Origin of the sequence: Bradyrhizobium sp. SMVTL-02, from assembly GCF_051853005.1 — a bacterium.
In the GTDB taxonomy this organism is placed as follows: domain Bacteria; phylum Pseudomonadota; class Alphaproteobacteria; order Rhizobiales; family Xanthobacteraceae; genus Bradyrhizobium.
Genome location: NZ_CP182469.1, coordinates 4,561,489 through 4,581,996, shown reverse-complemented (window position 1 = coordinate 4,581,996; position 20,508 = coordinate 4,561,489). Strand labels below are relative to the sequence as shown.

Annotated in this window: 17 protein-coding genes and 2 pseudogenes; 3 read left to right on the top strand and 16 right to left on the bottom strand. The window is 65.2% G+C overall.

Translation table 11 applies throughout. From position 1 onward, the window contains the following. Nucleotides 1-17: 17 nt before the first annotated feature. The 8 genes and pseudogenes from ACNJYB_RS21640 to gltX all read right to left on the bottom strand — a co-directional run bounded on the left by ACNJYB_RS21640 (nt 18) and on the right by gltX (nt 8,982). Nucleotides 18-785 (bottom strand): SDR family NAD(P)-dependent oxidoreductase, encoded by a 768-nt coding sequence (locus tag ACNJYB_RS21640; RefSeq protein ID WP_439368365.1) that lies wholly within the window; start codon nt 783-785, stop codon nt 18-20. Beyond that, nucleotides 782-1,897, bottom strand: coding sequence for an ABC transporter ATP-binding protein (locus tag ACNJYB_RS21635; RefSeq protein WP_439368363.1), 1,116 nt, complete (start codon nt 1,895-1,897; stop codon nt 782-784). Before ACNJYB_RS21635 ends, ACNJYB_RS21640 begins: the two co-directional genes overlap by 4 nt. Before the next feature lie 10 nt (nt 1,898-1,907). Further along, a complete protein-coding gene (locus tag ACNJYB_RS21630; RefSeq protein WP_439368362.1) occupies nt 1,908-2,765 on the bottom strand; it encodes a carbohydrate ABC transporter permease in 858 nt (285 codons plus the stop codon). Beyond that, nucleotides 2,758-3,681 carry a carbohydrate ABC transporter permease gene (locus ACNJYB_RS21625; RefSeq protein WP_439368361.1) on the bottom strand — a complete coding sequence of 308 codons (924 nt, stop codon included), beginning with the start codon at nt 3,679-3,681 and terminating at the stop codon, nt 2,758-2,760. Before ACNJYB_RS21625 ends, ACNJYB_RS21630 begins: the two co-directional genes overlap by 8 nt. Beyond that, a pseudogene (locus ACNJYB_RS21620) lies at nt 3,678-4,962 on the bottom strand (ABC transporter substrate-binding protein). Before ACNJYB_RS21620 ends, ACNJYB_RS21625 begins: the two are co-directional and overlap by 4 nt. A gap of 59 nt (nt 4,963-5,021) precedes the next feature. Continuing rightward, nucleotides 5,022-6,071, bottom strand: a pseudogene (locus tag ACNJYB_RS21615) (ROK family protein); the annotation flags it as partial. Between the two features lie 32 nt (nt 6,072-6,103). After that, the gene (gltA, locus tag ACNJYB_RS21610; protein ID WP_439368360.1) at nt 6,104-7,408 is read right to left on the bottom strand and encodes a citrate synthase; all 1,305 of its coding nucleotides are present in this window, start codon (nt 7,406-7,408) and stop codon (nt 6,104-6,106) included. Between the two features lie 146 nt (nt 7,409-7,554). After that, a complete protein-coding gene (gene gltX, locus ACNJYB_RS21605; RefSeq protein ID WP_439368359.1) occupies nt 7,555-8,982 on the bottom strand; it encodes a glutamate--tRNA ligase in 1,428 nt (475 codons plus the stop codon). 144 nt (nt 8,983-9,126) lie between these two features. Here gltX and ACNJYB_RS21600 point away from each other — a divergent pair, with 144 nt between their 5' ends. From ACNJYB_RS21600 to ACNJYB_RS21590, 3 genes are all read left to right on the top strand, one after another. Next, nucleotides 9,127-10,803 carry a glutamine--tRNA ligase/YqeY domain fusion protein gene (locus ACNJYB_RS21600; RefSeq protein ID WP_439368357.1) on the top strand — a complete coding sequence of 559 codons (1,677 nt, stop codon included), beginning with the start codon at nt 9,127-9,129 and terminating at the stop codon, nt 10,801-10,803. Between the two features lie 8 nt (nt 10,804-10,811). Then, nucleotides 10,812-11,198 (top strand): nuclear transport factor 2 family protein, encoded by a 387-nt coding sequence (locus ACNJYB_RS21595; RefSeq protein ID WP_439368355.1) that lies wholly within the window; start codon nt 10,812-10,814, stop codon nt 11,196-11,198. A 140-nt stretch (nt 11,199-11,338) separates the two neighbouring features. Further along, the gene (locus ACNJYB_RS21590) at nt 11,339-13,621 is read left to right on the top strand and encodes a ComEC/Rec2 family competence protein (RefSeq protein ID WP_439368354.1); all 2,283 of its coding nucleotides are present in this window, start codon (nt 11,339-11,341) and stop codon (nt 13,619-13,621) included. 9 nt (nt 13,622-13,630) lie between these two features. On the opposite strand, the gene ACNJYB_RS21585 is transcribed toward ACNJYB_RS21590, so the two are convergent. The 8 genes from ACNJYB_RS21585 to ACNJYB_RS21550 form a co-directional block, all read right to left on the bottom strand. Further along, nucleotides 13,631-14,572 carry a GAF domain-containing protein gene (locus tag ACNJYB_RS21585; protein ID WP_439368353.1) on the bottom strand — a complete coding sequence of 314 codons (942 nt, stop codon included), beginning with the start codon at nt 14,570-14,572 and terminating at the stop codon, nt 13,631-13,633. Between the two features lie 220 nt (nt 14,573-14,792). Next, nucleotides 14,793-15,224 carry a hypothetical protein gene (locus ACNJYB_RS21580; RefSeq protein WP_439368351.1) on the bottom strand — a complete coding sequence of 144 codons (432 nt, stop codon included), beginning with the start codon at nt 15,222-15,224 and terminating at the stop codon, nt 14,793-14,795. Nucleotides 15,225-15,419: 195 nt separating this feature from the next. After that, complete coding sequence (locus tag ACNJYB_RS21575; protein ID WP_439368350.1) at nt 15,420-15,620, bottom strand: hypothetical protein; 201 nt, start codon at nt 15,618-15,620, stop codon at nt 15,420-15,422. A gap of 169 nt (nt 15,621-15,789) precedes the next feature. After that, nucleotides 15,790-16,491: a transcriptional repressor LexA gene (gene lexA / locus ACNJYB_RS21570; RefSeq protein WP_027559402.1), complete on the bottom strand. Its 702-nt coding sequence runs from the start codon at nt 16,489-16,491 to the stop codon at nt 15,790-15,792. Between the two features lie 176 nt (nt 16,492-16,667). After that, entirely contained in the window at nt 16,668-17,879 is a 1,212-nt protein-coding gene (locus ACNJYB_RS21565; RefSeq protein WP_439368349.1) for a molybdopterin molybdotransferase MoeA, read from the bottom strand. 229 nt (nt 17,880-18,108) lie between these two features. Continuing rightward, nucleotides 18,109-18,303 (bottom strand): hypothetical protein, encoded by a 195-nt coding sequence (locus ACNJYB_RS21560; protein WP_439368348.1) that lies wholly within the window; start codon nt 18,301-18,303, stop codon nt 18,109-18,111. 159 nt (nt 18,304-18,462) lie between these two features. Beyond that, nucleotides 18,463-19,095 carry an HAD family hydrolase gene (locus ACNJYB_RS21555; RefSeq protein WP_439368347.1) on the bottom strand — a complete coding sequence of 211 codons (633 nt, stop codon included), beginning with the start codon at nt 19,093-19,095 and terminating at the stop codon, nt 18,463-18,465. 7 nt (nt 19,096-19,102) lie between these two features. Continuing rightward, complete coding sequence (locus tag ACNJYB_RS21550; RefSeq protein WP_439368345.1) at nt 19,103-20,236, bottom strand: alpha-hydroxy acid oxidase; 1,134 nt, start codon at nt 20,234-20,236, stop codon at nt 19,103-19,105. Between the last annotated feature and the right edge of the window lie 272 nt (nt 20,237-20,508).

Here is a 20,508-nt window from a genome sequence, read left to right as displayed (position 1 = left end):
CGACGGTCCCTGCAAGATTAGGCCAAGCCGCCATCGACTCGAAAACACTGGCTGGTGATACGTTGGCTGTCGTCGGATGCGAGAAACAGGGCCATCCGCGCGATATCCTCAGGCGTCACCGCGTCGGGAATGGCCTGACGGGTGCGAAACTCGGTGATGACCCGCTCGTCCGGATACCACAGCCGGCGCTGGCGTTCGGTGATCACCATGCCCGGCGCGATCGCGTTGACCCGGATGCGGTCGGGACCGACCGACCGCGCCAGCGAGTTGGTGAAGCCGACGACGGCCGCCTTCGCAGCGGCATAGACCGGCAGCGCCGGCGCGCCGCGCATCCAGGCGATCGACGACATGTTGATGATCGAGCCGCCTCCGCGCGCCTGCATCTGCGGCACCACGGCCTGGGCGGCAAAGAAGACGTGCTTCAGGTTGACGCCGATCATCCAGTCGAACGCGGCGGACGTCACTTCCGCGAGCAGCTGGCGCTGGTCGTTGGCGGCGTTGTTGACGAGCACCGCGGCGTCACCGAGTTTTCGATGCACCTCCGCCATCGCGCCGCGCAACGCGTCGATGTCGAGGAGATCGCAGGGCACGAACAGCGGCGCGGTACCGGTCGCCGCCGCGACCTCCGCGACCAGCGCGCCGCCGGCCGCGTCGTCGATATCGAGGAACGCGACGCGGGCGCCTTGACCAGCGAAGGCGCGCACGAAGGCGGCACCGATGCCGCTGGCGCCTCCGGTGATCAACACCACCCGGTCGGCGAGGCCGGCATAGCTCGATTTTGTCATGCGATCAGTCGCTCCGTCTCGGGGTCGAACAGGCAAAGGCGGCGGGTGTCGAGTGCAAAGGGGGCAGAGGTGCCCGGCGCGGGGCGGACGTCTGGCGAGATGCGGGCCTGAGCGGGTTCGCCGCCAAGCCGCAGCAGTACGATGGTCTCGGCTCCGGTGGGTTCGACCATCTCGACCGGCGCGGTGACGACGACCGGCGCGCCGGTCGCGCCGGAGAACGCGCGGTCCCCTTCGGCGATGCATTCCGGCCTGATTCCGAGCACCACCTCGCGGTCGACATAGGATGCCGCGGCATCGTAGCCCTGCAGGTGCAGACGCACCTCGTCGGAGCGCCCGGCGCCGATCACGACCACTGGCCCGCTGCTGTCTGCCTCGAGCCGTGCCGGCATCGTGTTCATCGGCGGCGAGCCCATGAACCGGGCGACGAACAGATTGGCGGGATAGCGGTACACCGTATCAGGGTCGGCGAATTGCTGCACCACGCCGCGGTGCATGACGGCGATCCGGGTCGCCATCGTCATGGCCTCGATCTGGTCGTGGGTGACGTAGACGATGGTGGCGCCGATGCGCTGATGCAGGCGCTTGATCTCCATCCGCATCTCGACGCGCAGCTTCGCATCGAGATTGGAGAGCGGCTCGTCAAACAGGAAAAGCAGTGGATTGCGCACCAGGGCCCGGCCCATCGCCACGCGCTGGCGCTGGCCGCCGGACAGTTGCGACGGCTTGCGGCCGAGCAGCGGCTCGATCTGGAGCAGGCGAGCGACGTTTGCGAGTGCCTTCTCCTGCTCCACTTTCGGCACGTGGCGACATTCCATGCCGAAGGTGATGTTCTGGCGCACCGTCATCGAGGGATAGAGCGCATAGGACTGGAACACCATGGCGATGTCGCGGTCCTTGGGCGGGACGTCGTTGACGACGCGCCCGCCGATCTCGATCGTCCCCGCGCTGGGGCGATCGAGCCCGGCGACGATGTTGAGCAGCGTGGACTTGCCGCAGCCCGACGGCCCGACCAGCACGGTGAACTCGCCGCTCTCGATGTCGAGATCGACGCCCTTCAGCACCTCAAGATTGGCGTAGCGCTTCGACAGGCTGCGAATGCTCAGTGCTGCCATGACGGCCTCATCATTTCACGGCCCCGGCGGTGAGGCCTCGCACGAAGTACTTGCCGCCGATCAGATAGATCAGAAGCGTCGGCAGCGCCGCGATCATCACCGCGGCGCTTTGCACGCCATGTTGCGGGATATCGGCGACAGCGGCGGAGAGCGCGATCAGCGCGGCGGTGACCGGCTGCTGCTGACCGGTCGTGAACGTCACGCCGTAGAGAAACTCGTTCCAGATGTGCGTGAACTGCCAGATCACGGTGACGACCAGGATCGGCGGCGAGAGCGGCAGGATGATGCGCCAGAAAATGCGAAAGAACCCTGCGCCATCGATCCGCGCGGCTCTTATCAATTCCTGCGGGATGGCAACGTAATAGTTCCGGCAGAACAGGGTCGTGAAGGAGAGGCCCTGGATCGTGTGGATCAGGACCAGTCCCGTCAGCGTGTTCATCAGGCCCGTATCGCGCAGCACGATGGTCCAGGGCAGCAGACGCATCTGCTGCGGCAGGAAGATGCCCAGCGTGACGATACCGTAGATCCAGCTGTCGCCGCGGAAGCGCCAGAGCGAAACCGCGTAACCGGCGACTGCACCGAGCAGGGTGGAGAAGATCGTCGCCGGAATGGTCACCAGTGCGGAGTTCAGCATGTACGGCCGGATGCCGGCGCACGTCTCGGCGACGCAGAAACCACTCCACGCCGCGGCGTAGTTGCTCCAGGCCAGATGCTGCGGCCAGCCGATCATCGAACCCTGCGCGATCTCCTCGTTGGTCCGGAGTGAGTTCAGCACGACGACAGCCAACGGCGTGAGCCATGCCACGGCGATCAGCGAAACGATTAGATAGATCAGGATCCGGCTTGGCGCGAAGGTTCGCTCACGCATGGATCGCCCGCCGCCGCTGGACGTAACGCCACGCTGCATAGGGCAGCAGAACCGCAAGGAGAATGAGCAACATCAGGACCGCTGCGGCCGCTCCCCGTCCGAGCAGGCTGCGCTGGAACATCAGGTCATAGACGACAAGCGCCGGCAGCTGGGTTGCGATGCCAGGGCCGCCATTGGTGAGCGCGCGGACGAGGTCGAAGGTCGAAATCGTGAATTGCAGCTGGATGACGATGACGGTGATGGTGATCGGCCACAGCGTCGGCAGGATGACGCGCCGGTACATCCTGATAGCTCCGGCGCCGTCGATCTGCGCGGCCTTGATCAGGTCGGCGTCGACGGAGCGGAGGCCGGCGAGGAAAAGCGCCATGGCAAATCCGGAGGATTGCCAGATCGCGGCGATGACGATGGTCCAGATCGCCATGTCCCGGTCGATCAGCCAGTCGAACCGGAAGGAGGTCCAGCCGAGGTCGTGGACCAGCTTCTGGATACCAAGGCCGGGATTGAGCAACCAGCTCCAGACCGTGCCGGTGACCACGAACGACACCGCCAGGGGGTAGAGGAAGATGGATCGCAGCAGGTTCTCGCCGCGAATGCGCTGATCGAGCAGGATCGCAAGGATGAGCCCGGTCGTCAGACTGAGCAGCACGAACGCGCTGCCAAACAGCAGCAGATTGTCGAAGGCGATCTGCCAGTTCCGCGATGCCGCGACCGCCGAATAGTTGCGCAAGCCCACCCAGCCCGTAACAGGGACCAAAGTGGATGGTGTGAACGATATCCAGATCGTCCACAGCGAAAATGCAATGAGGTGCGCGGCGGACAACAGCAGCGGCACCCAGATCGCCAGAACTTCGGGCAGCCGGCGTACCACCTCGGCAGTCGGCGGCCGGCCCGGTCTTGTCGAGACGGCGATGGTCAACGTGCGCTCTCGACGGCCTCGGCGAGGCGTGTGGCTGCTTGCTCCGGCTTGATCGTCTTGTTCTTCACGTACTCCGTGATCACGTCGATCATCGCTGCGGTCAAACCGTTTTCCTGCGCCATGTTGTGCGCAAGACTGAGGACGGCCTGATTGCTGGCGATCGCGTCTTTCAGGGCGGCTGCGGTCCGCCGTTGACCATCCGACCAGCCTTCACCGGACAGATCGACATCGGTGCGCACGGGGATCGACCCCGTGATCTGCGAGTACATGGTCTGGATCGCCGGATCCATGACGAGCTGGGCCATCAGCGTCTGACCGGCTTGCAGGTCCGCCTCCTTGCGCTGCCAGAAGATGAAGGCATCGGCATTCAGCAGGAACACAGGCTTGCCATTGTCGCTCGGTCCCGGGGCGATCATGAAGTCTTCGAACTTGAAACCGGCGTTGCGGAGCACGCCTTGCGCCCAGCCGCCCATGATCATCATGCCCATGTCGCCGTCGACGAAGCGCTTGAGATTGGTCGAAAAGTGCTGGGCGCCGACATTGGGGTCCATCCAGTCGGCGATCTTGCGGACCTGCACGAACGCAGCCTTGATCTCGGGCCCCTCCAGGGCCTTCTTCTCGAGATTCATGATCGCTGCGCGGTATGCCGTCGGGCTGATGCCGGCGAGAGCGGCCTCGAACTTCTGCCCGTCATCGGGGCGGGTGCCGCCATTGGCGACGGGATAGGCGACGCCGCCTGATTTCATTTTTTCGGCGAGCTCATTGAACTCGGCCCAGGTGACGGGAACCTTGTCGGTCTTGGCCTTGTCCATCGCGCGCTTGGACAGGAATAGCATGTTGGTGCTGTAGATCTGCAGCGGCAGCCGCGATCCACTTGCCCGCCGGCTTGTGCAATTTGGCAAGGTCGGGAGCTACCACCTTTTCGTAACCAGCGGCCGCGACGACGGCGTCGAGATCGACCGTCGGCGCAATCTTAGACCAGGCCGCAATTTCGGGGCCCTTGAGCTGCGAACACGCCGGCGGATCGCCGGCGATGATCTGGGCACGGAGCTTGTTCATCATCTCGGTGGTGAAGCCGGGGACGGGCGAGTGCTGCCAGACGCCGCCCTTTTCCTCGAATTTCTTGCCGAGCGCCGTGATCGCAGCCCCGTCGCTGCCGGCGGACCATTGCGAGATCGCGGTCAGGCGCGGCTTGACCGCGCCTTGCGCGCGGGCAAATGCCGGCAGCGCGAGCGCGGCAACGGATCCAGCGAGCAGAGGACGCCTTGTTGTTGTGATCATGGCAGTTCCTCCCGGTGTGAACTTTCGTGGCGCGTGCAGACGGCGCGGCTCAGGGCATATCAGGCCGCCTCCGTCGATGCGGCGGGCATGCCGCCGCTTCTGGCGAGACAGAAGGCTGCGAAGGCAAGCGCGGCCTGCGGATCGTTGCCGGTCGACGGCGCCACGAAGGCGAGCGACATCTGCGCATGCTTGCGGCCGCCGAGCAGGCTGGCATCGATACCGTCGACCAGCGCCTTCCGATCATCCTCCGCGAGGAGTGACGGCCAGCCCGAGATGGCGACGCCGTGACAGGGCTTGACGTTCAGCGTGTTGCCGATCGCAAGGCCCAGGCGATGGAGGCGAGATCGCAACTCCTGCCGCACGCGCGTGGAGATCGGGATTGTATTCACCCAATCGCTGCCAAGCCGCAGCAGCTCCGGCTCCGCCACGCTGAGCAGCTCGGCGAGCGCGGGCAACGAGGTATAGGCCTCGACGCAGCCATGGTGACCGCAGCGGCAAAGCGGGCCGTCGGCTTCGAACACCATGTGGCCGAGCTCGACCGGTTGCAGGGCGTCGGCCTCGATGGGATCGTCCATCCAGGCGCCCGCGACGCCCTGACCGACGAAGACGAACAGGTGCGCGCCGCTGAACGGATAGTTTTCCGTGCGGCAGCGATGAAACGTGGCGTGGGCCACCACCGAATTGGTGAACTCGACCGGGACGTTCGCGTACATCTCGCCGAGCCTGTCGCTGATGCGTGCGATGTTGCAGGGAATGATCGGGTTGCCGCACTCGCTCAAGCGGCCGAGGCCCGGAATGGTGATGCCGATCTGCGCGAGCCTGATCCGTCGCCGCCGTGTCCAGTCCCGCAACAATGTCAGCGCTTCGCCAAACACGCGGCTGACCGATTCGGCTGTCGGCTTTGGCGGCAGCGGAACACGCTCGGTGTAGCGCAGCTCGCCCGAGAGGTTGCCGATGCCGACGCTGAGCCACTGGCCAGTCAGCTCGAGGGCCGCGAGCGCCACCGAGCCATCGAGCGCGACAAGACCCGTCGGGCCGCCGACGTAAGGGGCAGGGCGCCGAACTTCCTCGATCAGGCCTTCGGCCTTGAGGTCGAACAGGATGCGCGACCGCCGTTCGAAGAGCCGTGTCCGCTCAGGACTTACTTGCGATCCTTGATCGGCACGTAATCGCGCTTGGTGACGCCGGTGTAGAGCTGGCGCGGACGGCCGATCTTCTGCTGCGGATCCTCGATCATCTCGCTCCACTGGCTGATCCAGCCGACGGTACGGGCGACCGCGAACAGCACGGTGAACATCGAGACCGGGAAGCCCATCGCCTTCAGCGTGATGCCCGAATAGAAGTCGACGTTCGGGTAGAGCTTGCGGTCGATGAAGTACTGGTCGCTGAGCGCGATCTTCTCGAGCTCCATCGCCACCTTCAGCATCGGATCGTCGCCATGGCCGGTCTCCCTGAGCACGGCGTGACACATCTTCTGCATGATCTTGGCGCGCGGATCGTAGTTCTTGTAGACACGATGGCCGAAGCCCATCAGGCGGACTTCGGAGTTCTTGTCCTTCACCTTGGCGATGAACTCGGGAATCTTGTCGACCGTGCCGATGCCGTAGAGCATGTTGAGCGCGGCTTCGTTGGCGCCGCCATGCGCCGGGCCCCAGAGGCAGGCGATGCCGGCTGCAATGCAGGCGAACGGGTTGGCACCCGAGGAGCCGGCGATGCGCACCGTCGAGGTCGAGGCGTTCTGCTCGTGGTCGGCGTGCAGGATGAAAATCTTCTCCAGCGCGTCGGCGAGCACCGGGCTGACCTTGTACTCCTCGCAAGGCACCGCGAAGCACATGTTCAGGAAGTTCTCGGCGAAGCCGAGCGAATTCTTCGGATACACGAAGGGCTGGCCGACCGTGTACTTGTAGGCCATCGCGGCCAGCGTCGGGATCTTCGCGATCATGCGCATGGAGGCGATCATGCGCTGCTTGGGATCGTTGATGTCGGTGGAGTCGTGGTAGAACGCAGCGAGGGCGCCGACGGCGGCTACCATGATCGCCATCGGATGGGCGTCGCGGCGGAAGCCCTGGAAGAAGCGGGCCATCTGCTCGTGCACCATCGTGTGATGGGTCACGCGGTAATCGAAATCCTTCTTCTGCTCAGCGGTCGGCAGGTTACCGTAGAGCAGGAGATAGCAGGTCTCCAGGAAGTCGCCGTGCTCGGCGAGCTGCTCGATCGGATAGCCGCGGTATTCCAGCACGCCGGCATCGCCGTCGATGTAGGTGATCTTGGACTGGCAGCTCGCGGTCGAGGTGAAGCCGGGATCGTAGGTGAACAGACCCGACTGGCCGTAGAGCTTGCCGATATCGACGACATCGGGCCCGGCGCTGCCGCTGAGGATCGGGAGATCGTAGTTCTTGTTTCCGACCGTCAGCGTGGCGGTCTTTGGGCTTTCTTTTGCGTCCATCAGAGGTCCCCGATGTATGGTGAAACGGGCCGGACCCGGAAGGCCCCGATGAGATCGTGGGGCAGGCCGGATGTTCCAGAATGTACGGGGGAGATGGGTATATTATTGCTGTGTGCGCTGCAAGATCAGCCGCACGCATGGCCTACTTACGTCGTAGCCTGATCCTTGAGCCGCCCCAGGCTTTCCTGGCGTCCCAGCACGTCCAAAACCTCAAATATACCAGGCGATGTCGTCCGCCCGGTCAGCGCCGCGCGCAAGGGCTGGGCGACCGCGCCGAGCTTGAGACTATTTTCCTCGGCGAAGGCGCGCAGCGCGGCTTCCGCGCTGGCCGCACTCCAGGTCTCGACTTTCTCCAGCGCGGAATGAAGCTGGCCGATCAGCTTGCGGTTCTCGGGCGTCAGCAGCGCCTGCGCCTTGGAATCGAGCTGCAGCGGCCGGTCGGCGAAGATGAAACAGGCGCCGTCGATCAGCTCGAGCAGCGTCTTGGCACGCTCCTTCAGGGCCGGCATGGCCTTGAGCAGCTGCGCCCGCGTGGTGTCGTTCAACTTCGCCTTAATCTCGTCCCGGCTGGGCACGACATGGTCAAGCACGTCCTCGAACATCCTCACGAGTGATTGATCGTCGGCGTGACGGATGTAATGGCCGTTGAGGTTTTCCAGCTTGGCGAAGTCGAAGCGGGCGGCGGCGCGGCCGACGCTGACGAGATCGAACGCTTCGATCATCTCCTCGGTCGAGAAGATCTCCTGGTCGCCATGGCTCCAGCCGAGGCGGACGAGATAGTTGCGCAGCGCGGCGGGAAGGTATCCCATGGCGCGGTAGGCATCGACGCCAAGCGCGCCGTGCCGCTTCGACAGCTTCGAGCCGTCCGGGCCGTGGATGAGAGGGATGTGCGACATGCTCGGCAGCGTCCAACCCATCGCGTCGTATATCTGCTTCTGGCGGGCGGCGTTGATCAAATGGTCGTCGCCGCGGATGACGTGGGTGACGCCCATGTCGTGGTCGTCCACGACCACCGCGAGCATGTAGGTCGGATTGCCATCGCCGCGCAAAAGCACGAGGTCGTCGAGGTTCTCGTTCTGCCAGACCACGCGGCCCTGGACCTGGTCCTCGATCACGGTCTCGCCGGTCTGCGGCGCGCGCAGGCGGATGGTCGGCTTGACGTCGCTCGGCGCCGTGGCCGGATCGCGGTCGCGCCACATGCCGTCATAGAGGCGGGTGCGCCCTTCCGCGCGCGCCTTCTCGCGCATGGCAGCGAGCTCCTCGGCCGTGGCGTAGCAACGATAGGCCTTTCCGTCGGCGAGCAACTGCTCGGCGACCTCGCGGTGACGGGCGGCGCGGCGGAACTGGTAGATGACCTCGCCGTCCCAGCCGAGCTCGAGCCATTTCAGCCCGTCGAGGATGGCGCCGATCGCGGCTTCCGTGGAGCGTTCCCGGTCGGTGTCCTCGATCCGGAGCAGCATCTTGCCGCCATGCTTCTTGGCATAGAGCCAGTTGAACAGCGCCGTGCGGGCGCCTCCGATATGGAGGAAGCCGGTCGGAGAGGGGGCAAAGCGGGTGACGACGGAATCGGTCATTCTTGGCAGGGCCTATGCATTGGAGGCGGTGGTGTATAGCAGGACCGGAGCATAACTAAAGCCCGACGGCGGACGGCTTGAGGCCTTGGCTCAGCCTCCCGAATTTGGCAGAAGTACCGCTGATTTCCCTACAGGATTTTCGTAATGACAGAACCGGTGGCGACTGAGGTTGGGCGCGATTTCATTCGTGACATCATCCAGGCCGACCTCGATCAGGGCAAGTACAAGGAGATCGTGACCCGGTTCCCGCCGGAGCCGAACGGCTACCTGCATATCGGGCACGCCAAGTCGATCGCCCTCAATTTCGGCATCGCCCAGGAGTTTCCGGGCCGCTGCCACCTGCGCTTCGACGACACCAATCCGGTCAAGGAAGAGCAGGAATATATCGATTCCATCCAGGCCGACGTGCGCTGGCTCGGCTTCGACTGGGGCAAGAACCTGTTCTTCGCCTCCGACTATTTCGACCGCCTGTACGAATGGGCGGAGAAGCTGATCCAGGACGGGCTCGCCTATGTCGACGACCAGACCCAGGAGGAGATCCGCACTTCGCGCGGCACGCTGACGGAGCCCGGCAAGAACTCGCCATTCCGCGACCGCTCGGTGGAGGAGAACCTCGACCTGTTCCGCCGCATGAAGGCCGGCGAATTCCCGAACGGCGCGCGCGTGCTGCGGGCCAAGATCGACATGGCCGCGGGCAACATCAACCTGCGCGATCCCGTGCTGTACCGCATCCTGCATGCGCACCATCCGCGCACCGGCAACGCATGGTGCATCTATCCGAGCTACGACTATGCCCACGGCCAGTCCGACGCCATTGAAGGCATCACGCATTCGATCTGCACGCTGGAGTTCGAGGACCACCGCCCGCTCTACGACTGGTTCATCGAGAAGCTGCCGGTGCCGTCAGAGCCGCATCAGTACGAGTTCGCGCGGCTGAACCTGACCTACACTGTGCTGTCCAAGCGCGTGCTGACCCAGCTCGTGCGGGAAGGCCATGTCGCGGGCTGGGACGATCCGCGCATGCCGACCATGGCGGGGATGCGCCGCCGCGGCGTGCCGCCGGCGGCTTTGCGCGAATTCGTCAAGCGCATCGGCGTCGCCAAGGCCAACAGCGTCGTCGACGTCGGCATGCTGGAATTCTGCATCCGCGAGGAGCTGAACCGCACCGCGCAGCGCCGCATGGCGGTCTTGAGGCCGCTCAAGGTCGTGATCGAGAACTATCCGGAAGGGCAGACCGAGGAACTCGAGGCGATCAACCATCCGGATGATCCTTCCGCGGGCACGCGCAAGATCACGTTCGGCCGCGAACTCTATATCGAGCAGGACGACTTCATGGAGAACCCGCCGAAGAAGTTCTTCCGCCTGTCGCCGGGCAACGAGGTGCGGCTGCGCTACGCCTATTTCGTCAAATGCACCGGTGTGATCAAGAACGACGCCGGCGAAGTCGTGGAATTGCGCTGCACGTATGATCCCGCGACCAGGGGCGGCAACGCGCCCGACGGCCGCAAGGTCAAGGCGACCATGCACTGGCTGCCTGCGGCGACGTCGAAGCCCGCGGAGATCCGCATCTACAACCAGCTGTTCTCCAATCCGAGCCCGGACGCCTCGAACTTCGCAGCCGATCTCAATCCGAATTCGCTGGAGATCCTCTCCGATGCGCGGATCGAGGCTGCGTTGGCCGAGAGCAATTCGACGGAGCCGATGCAGTTCGAGCGCCAGGGCTATTTCGTGCGCGACAAGGACTCGACGCCGGGCAAGCCGGTCTTTTCGCGCACCATCGGCCTGCGTGACACCTTCGCGAAGGAAGTCGCGAAAGGTTGAGGGATGGCATGAGCAGCGAAGCCGACGCCATCGTTGCCGCCATCATCGCGAAATGGTGCGCCGGCTTCGCGACGCTCGACGCGGTCGCGCTGTCGTCGCTGTATTCGAAGAACGCGTTCTTCTTCGGCTCGAACCCAAAGCTGTTCAGAGGCCGGGACGGCGTCGCCGATTATTTCAACGGCCTGCCGCGCTGGCGCAAGCCGAGCGCGGCGTTTTCCGAGGTGAACGTAGCGCAAGCCGGTCCTGATCTGATCAATATGGGCGCGACCATCTCGTTCGACCTCGCCGGCGAACGGGACGATCTCATCGTCAAGATGAGCTGGGTCATCATCCGCGAGGATGGCGACTGGAAGATCGTCAATCACCATGCCTCGTCGAAGGTGCCGCTGATCTGACGCCTCGCCGCACACGTCGCCGCGACGATGGAAGAGGAAAAGTAGGGCGAACTCTCTTCGTTCCCGGTCTGTACCGCTATTCGTCCGTCCGCACGTTCAGGTAGCCTCTGAGCCAGTTGCATATCTTAAGGTGCAGGGGAATGACGGAGCCGGGCCGGCCGCAGCGTGCCTCGCAAGGGATCGCAGGGACCTGGCCGGCGGGGAGCTCCGCGTCCGCTGGCGGCCTTGCACCCGCAGGCCTCGACCTCTGGTCCACCATCGCCGGGACCCTGCGCCAATGGGCCAGCGCCGAGGCCGGCGCCGGGCGGCTGTTGCCGTGGGTCCCGGTAGCGTTCGGCGGCGGCGTCGGGCTCTACTTTGCGGCAAACCACGAGCCGGTGCTGTGGGTGACCGCCGCGACGGCCGTCGCGCTGCTGCTTTGGGCTGTCCTGTTGCGGCGGAGCCGGATGTTTGCCCCTGCGATCATGATCGCGGCGGTCGCGGCCGGCTTTGCGGTCGCGACCTGGAAGACGGCACGCATCGCGCACGCCGTCCTGGCCAAACCCCTCTATTCGGTGTCGCTGTCGGGCTTCGTCGAGACCCGCGACATCCGCGAGCTCACCGATCGTTTCGTGCTGCGCGTCACCGCGATGGAGGCGCAGCGCAGCGACGTCACGCTCGAGCGCGTGCGCCTGTCGGTACGCAAGGGAACGGCGCCCGAGGTCGGCAGCTTCGTGCAGCTCAAGGCGCGGCTGATGCCGCCGATCTCGCCGGTGCGCCCCGGCAGCTACGATTTCTCGCGCGACATGTTCTTCCAGGGTATCGGGGCCTCCGGTTTCGCGATGGGCACGATCACGGCCGCAGTGCCGCCGGATGCCGGCGGCTTGCGGCTGCGCTACGCCGCCTTCATGCAGGGCCTGCGCGATGCGATTGATGCGCGCATCCGCTCAACGCTCGAAGGCGACAACCGCGCGATCGCGACCGCGCTGTTGACCGGTCGGCGTGATGCGATCACTGCGCCCGTCAACGACGCGATGTTCGTCTCGGGGCTCGGCCACGTGCTGTCGATCTCGGGTTATCACATGGCCGTCGTCGCCGGCGTCGTGTTCTTCGCGGTGCGCGCGCTGCTGGCCTTGATCCCGGGACTGGCGGTCGGCTTCCCCATCAAGAAATGGTCGGCGGCCGCGGCGCTGGTTGCGGCGGCGTTTTATCTTCTGCTCTCGGGCGCGGAGGTCGCGACGCAGCGCTCGTTCTTCATGACCGCGGTGGTGCTGATCGCCGTCATGGTCGATCGCCGCGCCATCACGTTCCGCACGCTGGCCGTGGCCGCGCTCATCGTGCTCGCGGTGGCGCCGGAAGCGCTGGTGCATCCATCCTTCCAGATGTCGTTTGCGGCAACGCTCGGGCTGGTCGCACTGGTGCAGATCGGCATGCCGAACCTGTTTGCCTCGCCCGAGCATTCCGCGACCGCGCGCATCGCGCTGTGGGGCGGCCGCGAGATCGCGATGCTGTTCCTAGCCTCGCTGATCGCGGGGCTGGCGACCACGCCCTATGCCGCCTTCCACTTCCACCGCGTCACGCCCTACGGCGTGCTCGCCAATCTCGGCGCGATGCCGGTGGTCTCGGCGCTGGTAATGCCCGCGGGATTGTTGGGGCTGCTCGCTGCTCCCTTCGGCCTCGACGGCGTGTTCTGGTGGCTGATGGGCATCGGGATCGACTGGATGGTCGTGGTGTCGCGCTGGGTGGCGGCCCTGCCGGGCGCGGTCGGGCGCATCCCGGCGTTCGGCATCGCGCCGCTGATCGTGGCCAGTCTCGGCATCATTGTCATGGGCCTCTTGCGCACGCCGTTGCGCTGGTCGGGCGGGGTCGTGCTGCTGGCTGCAATCCTCTGGGGCCTGTCGGTGCGGCCGCCGGATATCCTGATTGCCGGGGACGGCCAAAGCGTCGCGGTGCGGGGCCGGGACGGACACCTGCACATGATCCGGGCGAGCAAGGACAGCTTTTTGCTGAAGGAGTGGCTGGCTGCCGACGCTGATCCACGCGATGCGGGCAGTGCCTCGCTCGCCGATGGCGTGTCGTGCGACGAGGCCGGCTGCGTGACGCCGCTTGCCGATGGTCGCCTCGTCGCGCTGGCCTTGCGCATCGATGCGCTGGCGGACGATTGCAGCCGCGCCGCGCTGGTGGTGACGGCCCGGCCGGCTGCGCCGGATTGCGCGGCGATGGTGGTCGACCGTCGGCGCCTCGCCGCGCAGGGCGCACTGGCGCTGACGCGGCGGGGCGACGGCTTTGCGGTCCAGGCGGTGAAGACTGGAGGCACAGACCGCCCGTGGGCGCCGGCCATCGCGGGCGAGGGCGATTTCGGCGCGAGCCTTGCGCCGCCAGCGGCGGCGCCCGGTAACCGGGATGCGACGCCGTCCGAGGCAGACATGAAGGTCGAGGATTGAGGGGGCGGGCTACAGGTACCAGGCCAGCACGGCGTCGAGCCGGGCTGTCCCGATCACCGGCAAGGCCACCATCTGACTCAGCCCGGACGCGCGGGCTTCAATGGCCGCGATCGAATTGTCGTGCGCGAGATCATCGTTGAGGGCGGGCATGCCGGTGGCCCAGGCGCCGCCGATGCTGCCGTCACCTCTGGCGATGGATTTGTCCGCATAGAGCGCGGCAAGGTCGGTCTGGGCGCTGCAATCGCCGGCGCGGAAGACCAGCGCTGAGCGGGTCTCGTCCGGCACCCAGATCTCGAAGCGCCGTGCGATCGGCGTCGCCTGCGCGGAGAGGAGGGTCAGCACCCAGGTCTGGTCGGCGTCGGTCCGGTAGGGCACGCCGACGCCGAGATTGATGCCAACCTGTGCGGCGTCTTTCCAGCGCAGAAAGCTCTTGGCGTTGTGCAGGTTCTTGATGATCAGTGGCAGGCCGGCTTTCCAGGTGCGTCCGGGCAGGCCGAAGCCGCGCGGAAACCTGGTGTGGCGCGAGTTGAACTCGAACATGTCGGCGGTGCCGTAGTAGCCGTCGACCAGTCCCATCTCGTGGGAGGTCTCGGGATCGTTGTGCCAGAGCTCGATCGCGCCGACATGCGCGTCGTCATCGCCGCAGAACAGCACCATCACGGCTTGCAGGAATTCGCCTGAAAACACCGGCACCGCCACGCCGCAGGTCAGGCCCGCCGCCAGCGCCTGGTCGGTCCGCCTGAAATGGGAATTGGCGAATTTGGTGAGGATCACGGGGTGGCCGGAAGCCCAGGCCTTGCCGGGAAGCCCGTCGTCACGACCGAAGCGCAGATCTTCGCTTGCGGCCTTGAACGCGGACAGCCCTTCGCCATAAAGACCGCCGCCGAATTCCAGCCGCATACGCGTCCGGTCGGGCACCCAGAGTTCAACGACGCGAATGAAGGTCTTCATCGAACGTCCGCCTCGAGCCTTTTTGGCAGCATCGGCCATTTGCTTGCGGACCGGACGTTCAAAATTCAGGCAAGGCAGCGCAAACTTCGTGCGACGAAGAGCTGCGGCAGGTGCTCCGGCGAAGGTATTTGCGAAGATACAAACCACACCATCTCGCCGGCCACGGCCGGCGATGGCGATTTCAATCATGGCCCCGACCTGCGAGCCCGAGGCAGCTAGGTCAGCCGATCGGCAGGCGCGTGACCGTCGGCCTGTCTGCGCTGGTCTGCGGCTTGTGCTCGCGCTCGCCGAGTGGCTGGGTCACCGGCAATTGCAGTACGGTTGCGCGCTGGCCTTCGACGAGCTGAGTCACCAGCACGTATTTCCCGTCGGGGAATTCGATCGCATCGTGATGGCGATCCGGAATGTGCGGATCGATCTTGCCGAACTTGCCGACGCGCGAGTTGATGGTACGCGTCCAGATCCAGCGATTGTCGTAACGGACGTTGTCGGCGAAGGCGAGCTCCGTTCCCGGCAGCAGGCATACCGCAACCGACATGTCGGCTTCGGAGGCGAAGCCGCGCGTCGAGGTGCCGCGGAAGGTTGTCGTGACGATCGTCTCGCCGACTTCGGCAGGACGCGTCGCGACGGCGTGCAGGCTGTAGTCACACATCGGGGTGCTCCTCATTCGTAAGATAGCGACCCGCGCCTCCTGTCGAGGCGCAGGCCTCTATCAGAGTGGAAGCATACAACGGTCTGCTGGGTTGTGGGCAAATCTGCGGCTTGGGTCCGCAGGATGCCATCACAATATCTTTTTCAGATGCATGAGGAACAAAGCCCGCTCCCGTGCATTGGGCGTGCTTCTTCGTCAACGGCCAGCAGGGGCCGACCAGCCCGAATACGGCCAAGCGGGTTGCGACGGCAGTGCAACGGCGTCGCGTGCGTTGCGGAATTGCTCGCGCGTCGCCGGCGTCGTCTTGCGGACATGATGCGATCGTGCGGCGGCGGCCGGTGACACTGACGTTGCGATCAGCGCCATCGTGACAGTGCTCAAGACGATCTTGCGCATGGTTGTCTCCCCGGTTTTCGACAGGCCCATAAAGCGATTGTGTGCTTTGCGCGGCGTGCGGAGGATCTAACGCGGGGCAGGTGGCCGGATAATCTGAGCAGAACCTGAAAGACTATCCAGCCGGAGCGGACAAGCGCTCAAGCGCGTGTCGAACGATCGCGAGGTCAAATCAGTACTTCCGGTACAAGCCGATCAGCTTGCCCTGAATCTTCACCCGGTTGGGCGGCAGGATGCGGACCTCATAGGCGGCGTTGGCTGGCTCGAGCGCGATCGAGGCGCCACGGCGGCGGAAGCGCTTCAGCGTGGCTTCCTCGTCGTCGATCAGCGCCACCACGATGTCGCCGGTGTCGGCGCTCTCGTTGCGCTGGATCAGCGCCATGTCGCCGTCGAGGATACCGGCTTCCACCATCGAATCGCCCCGCACCTCGAGCGCATAATGCTCGCCGGAGCCGAGCATGTCAGGCGGTACGCTGATGGTGTGGCTGCGGGTCTGCAGCGCCTCGATCGGCGTACCAGCCGCGATGCGGCCCATGACGGGCACGGCGACAGGACGCTCACCTTCGTCCGCGGGCGGGCTGGAGGTCGTGCGCACCTTGCCGAGATTGCCCTCGATGACGCTCGGCGTGAAGCCGCGGCGGTTGCCGGCGGCCGCTTGGAGCTCGGGCAGCTTGATGACCTCGATCGCGCGGGCGCGGTTGGGCAGGCGGCGGATGAAGCCGCGCTCCTCGAGCGCGGTGATCAGGCGATGGATGCCCGATTTCGAGCGCAGGTCGAGCGCGTCCTTCATCTCGTCGAAGGAAGGTGGCACGCCGCTTTCCTTCAATCGCTCGCTGATGAACCGCAGGAGCTCGTATTGTTTGCGCGTTAACATCTCGACCAAAATCCCCCGGTTGATGTCGTTCGATTCCGAGACGCTCAGTTCAGCGATAAGCCGCTGCATGCTCGAAACAAATCATGAACGGACACTATATGTTCGATACATGTTCCGCAACTGCTTAATTTACTGTGAACGCGACAAAGTTCGCGGACCGCGTGAGATGACAGCGCTCAGGCGGGCAGCAGCAGCACCTCGCAGACCGAGCCGGCTTCGGCCTTGGGCGCGAACGGCGCGCGTACGAGAAGTGCCTGTGCCGCAGCGAGATTTGCAAGCAGTGAAGAATCCTGGTGATCGACGGGAAGGGCGATCAGCGTGCCGTCGTCGCGCCGCTCCAGGCGCGCGCGGAGATAATCCTCGCGCTGGTCGTTGGCATTGAGGTCGCGGCCGAGCACGGCGCGCTCGCGGCGATGGTGAATCATGGTGCGGCCCGACAGCGCGCGAATCAACGGCACCATGAACAGGAAAGCGCAGACGTAGGATGACACGGGATTGCCGGGCAGGCCGATGACGCGCATCGCCCCTAACCGGCCGTGCATCATCGGCTTGCCCGGCCGCATCGCGATCTTCCAGAACGACATCGCGATCCCCTCGGCCTTGAGAGCCTGCTGGACCAGATCATGGTCGCCGACCGAGGCGCCCCCGGTCGTGATCAGGATGTCGGCGCCGCTCTGGCGTGCCTCGCGGATCCCGGCGGTGGTGGCCTCCAGCGTATCGGCGGCCACACCGAGGTCGATGGTATCGGCGCCCTCCTGGCGGGCGAGCGCGTGCAGGGCATAACCGTTGGAGTAGACGATCTGGCCGGGCCCGGGCGCTACGCCCGGTATCACCAGTTCGTCTCCGGTGGCGAGGATGGCGACCTTCGGACGGCGCTGGACGGGCAAATGCGGGTGATTCATCCCGGCGGCGAGTGCGAGATCGCGCTCGGTGAGCCGGGTTCCCTTGCGCAACAGCACGTCGCCCTCGGCAAAGTCGATCCCGGCGCGCCGGATGTGCCGTCCGGGAATTGCTGCTTCCTTGATCGTGATGCGCTTGCCGTCCGCGACGGTATCCTCCTGGATCACGACCGCGTCCGCTCCGGCCGGAACGACGCCGCCTGTGAAAATGCGGACCGCTTCGCCGGCGCCAACCAAGCCTGCAAACGGCCGCCCGGCCGCGACCTCGCCTATCACCGTCAGCTCAGAATCGATCGTCGCCGCGTCGGCCGCTCGCACGGCATAGCCGTCCATGGCCGACATCGCCTCCGGCGGCTGCGTGCGCCGCGCCGCGACGTCGCGGGCGAGCACGCGGTGGTAGGCCTGATCGAGCGAGATCGTCTCCTCAAGCAACGGCTCCGCGCCGGCAAGCACCGCGGCAAGCGCGTCAGAAACCGGCATCAAGGCCACGGCTGAAAACTCCTGCTGGGCACGTTCGGCAAATCGGCGGCCAGAGTTCTAGCCGAGTGCGGGCCCAGAGGCAAAACACTGGAGACGCAAGAGGATTCAACCTGCGCCATCCGCTCTGTCGTGAGGATAGACGTCAAATTCGCCGCGGCATGATCCGGAAGGCGAGACAGACCGGCACGAGGACGGCCATGGCAAGCACAAGAAGAACGAGCGCCACGGCCAGCATCGGTCAACTCACTGCCGGCGCGTCCGGACTGACGTCCGGCGCTTTGGGACCCTGATCCTTGTCGGCCAGCGGATCGGCCCGAGATTTCAGGTCGGCAGCCTTGCTGATCAGCTTGGCGGAGAGGTCGGAGTCCGAGGTGGTTCTTGCGAACTCGAGCAGGAGAGAGGCTTGCTTGGTGAGGTAGGATTTGCCCAGCACGTCGATCAGTCCAATTCCAATGTAGAAGTCCCAACGGACTCAAGAGTCCGAAGGGGCGCATTCCGTTCCCGGAACTTTGTACAAAAATGCACAAAGTGATTTGGTTCCGCATTTTTAGCAAAAAGTTCCGCGGAACGCCTTGCCGGAAGGCTGATCCGCTCAAATCCCCAGCTGCCTCAGCGCGTCGCCGACGTCACGGGGCGAGGTCACGTGCACTGTGGTCAATCCACGCGCCCGCGCCCCCCGGATGTTTTCTGCGAGATCATCGAAGAAGACGATGCGGTGCGCCGGTACGCCCATTGCCGCCACGACATGGTCGAAAGCCTCCGCGTCCGGTTTGCGCAGGCCGATGCTGGACGACAGGTAGAGCTCGCGGAAATGGCCGAGCAGGCCGGCATATTCCTTCGAGAAATGGTCGACATGCGGCCGGTTGGTGTTGGAGAAGGCGTAGAGCGGCATCTGCCTGGCCGCGCGCGGCAAAAGCTCCGCGATGTCTGGCATTTCGCCGGCGAAGATCGCGTTCCAGCCTTCCAGGAACTGCGCGTCGGAAATCGCGATCCCGAGCGATGAGCGCAGCGAGGCGAAGTAGTCCTCGTCGCTGATCTTGCCGACCTCGTGCAGCCGGTAGGCTTCGCTGTCGCGCACATAGCGCGCGACAATGGCTTCGGGCTTACAGCCGGCATGGCCCGCCCAGCAGGCGATCGCCCTGGAGAAATCGATATCGAGCACCACGCGCCCGAGATCGAACAGAAGTGCGTCGGCGCTGCCGGGAGAGAGCGCGGTCAACTGCATCCTTTCCTCAGTATCGATAGGGATCGTGGTCGAACAGCGGGAACGCGCTGAACACGCTCGGCGCGTTGGTCGCGGTGGCCGGATGCAGGCAGGACTTGCCGACCTCGGCGAACGAAGTAGCGCCCAAAAGGCCGAGGCAGCGCAGCACTTCGTCTTCCAGCAGCTCCAGCATCCGCGCCACGCCTGCTTCCCCGGCCGCCGCCAGGGCCCAGCATTGCAGCCGGCCGATGCCGACGAGGTCGGCGCCTGCCGCAAGCGCCTTGACGATGTCGGTGCCGCGGCAGAAGCCGCCATCGACCATGATCCTGGCGCGGCCTTTCACGACGTCGACGATCTCGGGCAGGACATGCATGGCGCCGCGGCCGTGATCGAGCTGGCGGCCGCCATGGTTGGAGACGTAGATCCACTCGACGCCGTGATCGAGCGCGATCTGTGCATCCTCGGCGGTGGCGATGCCCTTCAGGATCAGAGGGATCTTGAACTTGTCCTTGATCATCTTCACGGTCCGCCACTCCAGGCCCTTCTGGTAGTCGCCGCCGGTGGCGCGCAGGCGGCTTTCGCGAACGTAGCGCTTGGCGATGTCACGTTCGCGACGGCTGTAATGGGCGGTGTCCACAGTCAGGCAGAAGGCGGCGTAGCCGTTCTTCTCGGCGCGGCTGACGACATCAGCGACGAAAGCGTCGTCGCCGCGCACATAGAGCTGGTAGAGACGCAGCGCCTCGGGGGCAGCCTCGGCGGTCTTCTCCAGGCCGGGCTCGGACACCGAGCTCAGCATGTGCGCCGCACCGAAAGTGCCGGCGGCACGCGCGACGCTCGCGGCCCCATCCGGGTCGAAAATCTCGAGCGCGCCGACCGGGGCCAGCACCACCGGCAGGCGCATCTTGCGGCCGAACTGCTCGACGCTTCCATCGACCTTGCGAACGTCGCGCAGCACGCGCGGGCGGAAGGCGATCTCGTCCAGCGCCATCCGGTTGCGGCGCATCGTGGTCTCGGTCTCGGCGGCGCCGATGATATAGTCCCAGGCGTTCTGGTTGAGGTTGGCGCGCGCCTTCCGGATGAATTCGTGCAGATTCTGGAACGGCTCGTTGCTGGCGCCGAGTTCGACGTTCCGTTCCGGCCGGATGCGGGGCGCTTCGTTCATTGTTGTCCTCCCGAGAATTTGAAGCCTTGTGTCATCGCCTAACCCGTCCGCCTCTGCAAAACCATCCTAAAATCGCATAGCTGCGAAGCGCGGGCCGACCGCTTCCGCCATTCGTGCAGTGGCGGTTTCGGAACGTTGCCAAAAGTTTAGGCCCGGACGAAGGGATTTTTGCGGGTGCCCCACCGGCGTTGCGGGCCGGCCTTGAAGAAACCCGAATGGTATTGTGAGAACCGGGCTGGATCGCCATTTGCATGGCGGCTCCCGAGCCCCGA

Excerpts from the sequence above, each read along its gene's own strand:
- ACNJYB_RS21640 (WP_439368365.1), bottom strand. The coding sequence starts at position 785 with ATGACAAAATCGAGCTATGCCGGCCTCGCCGACCGGGTGGTGTTGATC.
- ACNJYB_RS21635 (WP_439368363.1), bottom strand. The coding sequence starts at position 1,897 with ATGGCAGCACTGAGCATTCGCAGCCTGTCGAAGCGCTACGCCAATCTT.
- ACNJYB_RS21630 (WP_439368362.1), bottom strand. The coding sequence starts at position 2,765 with ATGCGTGAGCGAACCTTCGCGCCAAGCCGGATCCTGATCTATCTAATC.
- gltA (WP_439368360.1), bottom strand. The coding sequence starts at position 7,408 with ATGGACGCAAAAGAAAGCCCAAAGACCGCCACGCTGACGGTCGGAAAC.
- gltX (WP_439368359.1), bottom strand. The coding sequence starts at position 8,982 with ATGACCGATTCCGTCGTCACCCGCTTTGCCCCCTCTCCGACCGGCTTC.
- ACNJYB_RS21600 (WP_439368357.1), top strand. The coding sequence starts at position 9,127 with ATGACAGAACCGGTGGCGACTGAGGTTGGGCGCGATTTCATTCGTGAC.
- ACNJYB_RS21595 (WP_439368355.1), top strand. The coding sequence starts at position 10,812 with ATGAGCAGCGAAGCCGACGCCATCGTTGCCGCCATCATCGCGAAATGG.
- ACNJYB_RS21590 (WP_439368354.1), top strand. The coding sequence starts at position 11,339 with ATGACGGAGCCGGGCCGGCCGCAGCGTGCCTCGCAAGGGATCGCAGGG.
- ACNJYB_RS21585 (WP_439368353.1), bottom strand. The coding sequence starts at position 14,572 with ATGAAGACCTTCATTCGCGTCGTTGAACTCTGGGTGCCCGACCGGACG.
- ACNJYB_RS21580 (WP_439368351.1), bottom strand. The coding sequence starts at position 15,224 with ATGTGTGACTACAGCCTGCACGCCGTCGCGACGCGTCCTGCCGAAGTC.
- ACNJYB_RS21575 (WP_439368350.1), bottom strand. The coding sequence starts at position 15,620 with ATGCGCAAGATCGTCTTGAGCACTGTCACGATGGCGCTGATCGCAACG.
- lexA (WP_027559402.1), bottom strand. The coding sequence starts at position 16,491 with ATGTTAACGCGCAAACAATACGAGCTCCTGCGGTTCATCAGCGAGCGA.
- ACNJYB_RS21555 (WP_439368347.1), bottom strand. The coding sequence starts at position 19,095 with ATGCAGTTGACCGCGCTCTCTCCCGGCAGCGCCGACGCACTTCTGTTC.
- ACNJYB_RS21550 (WP_439368345.1), bottom strand. The coding sequence starts at position 20,236 with ATGAACGAAGCGCCCCGCATCCGGCCGGAACGGAACGTCGAACTCGGC.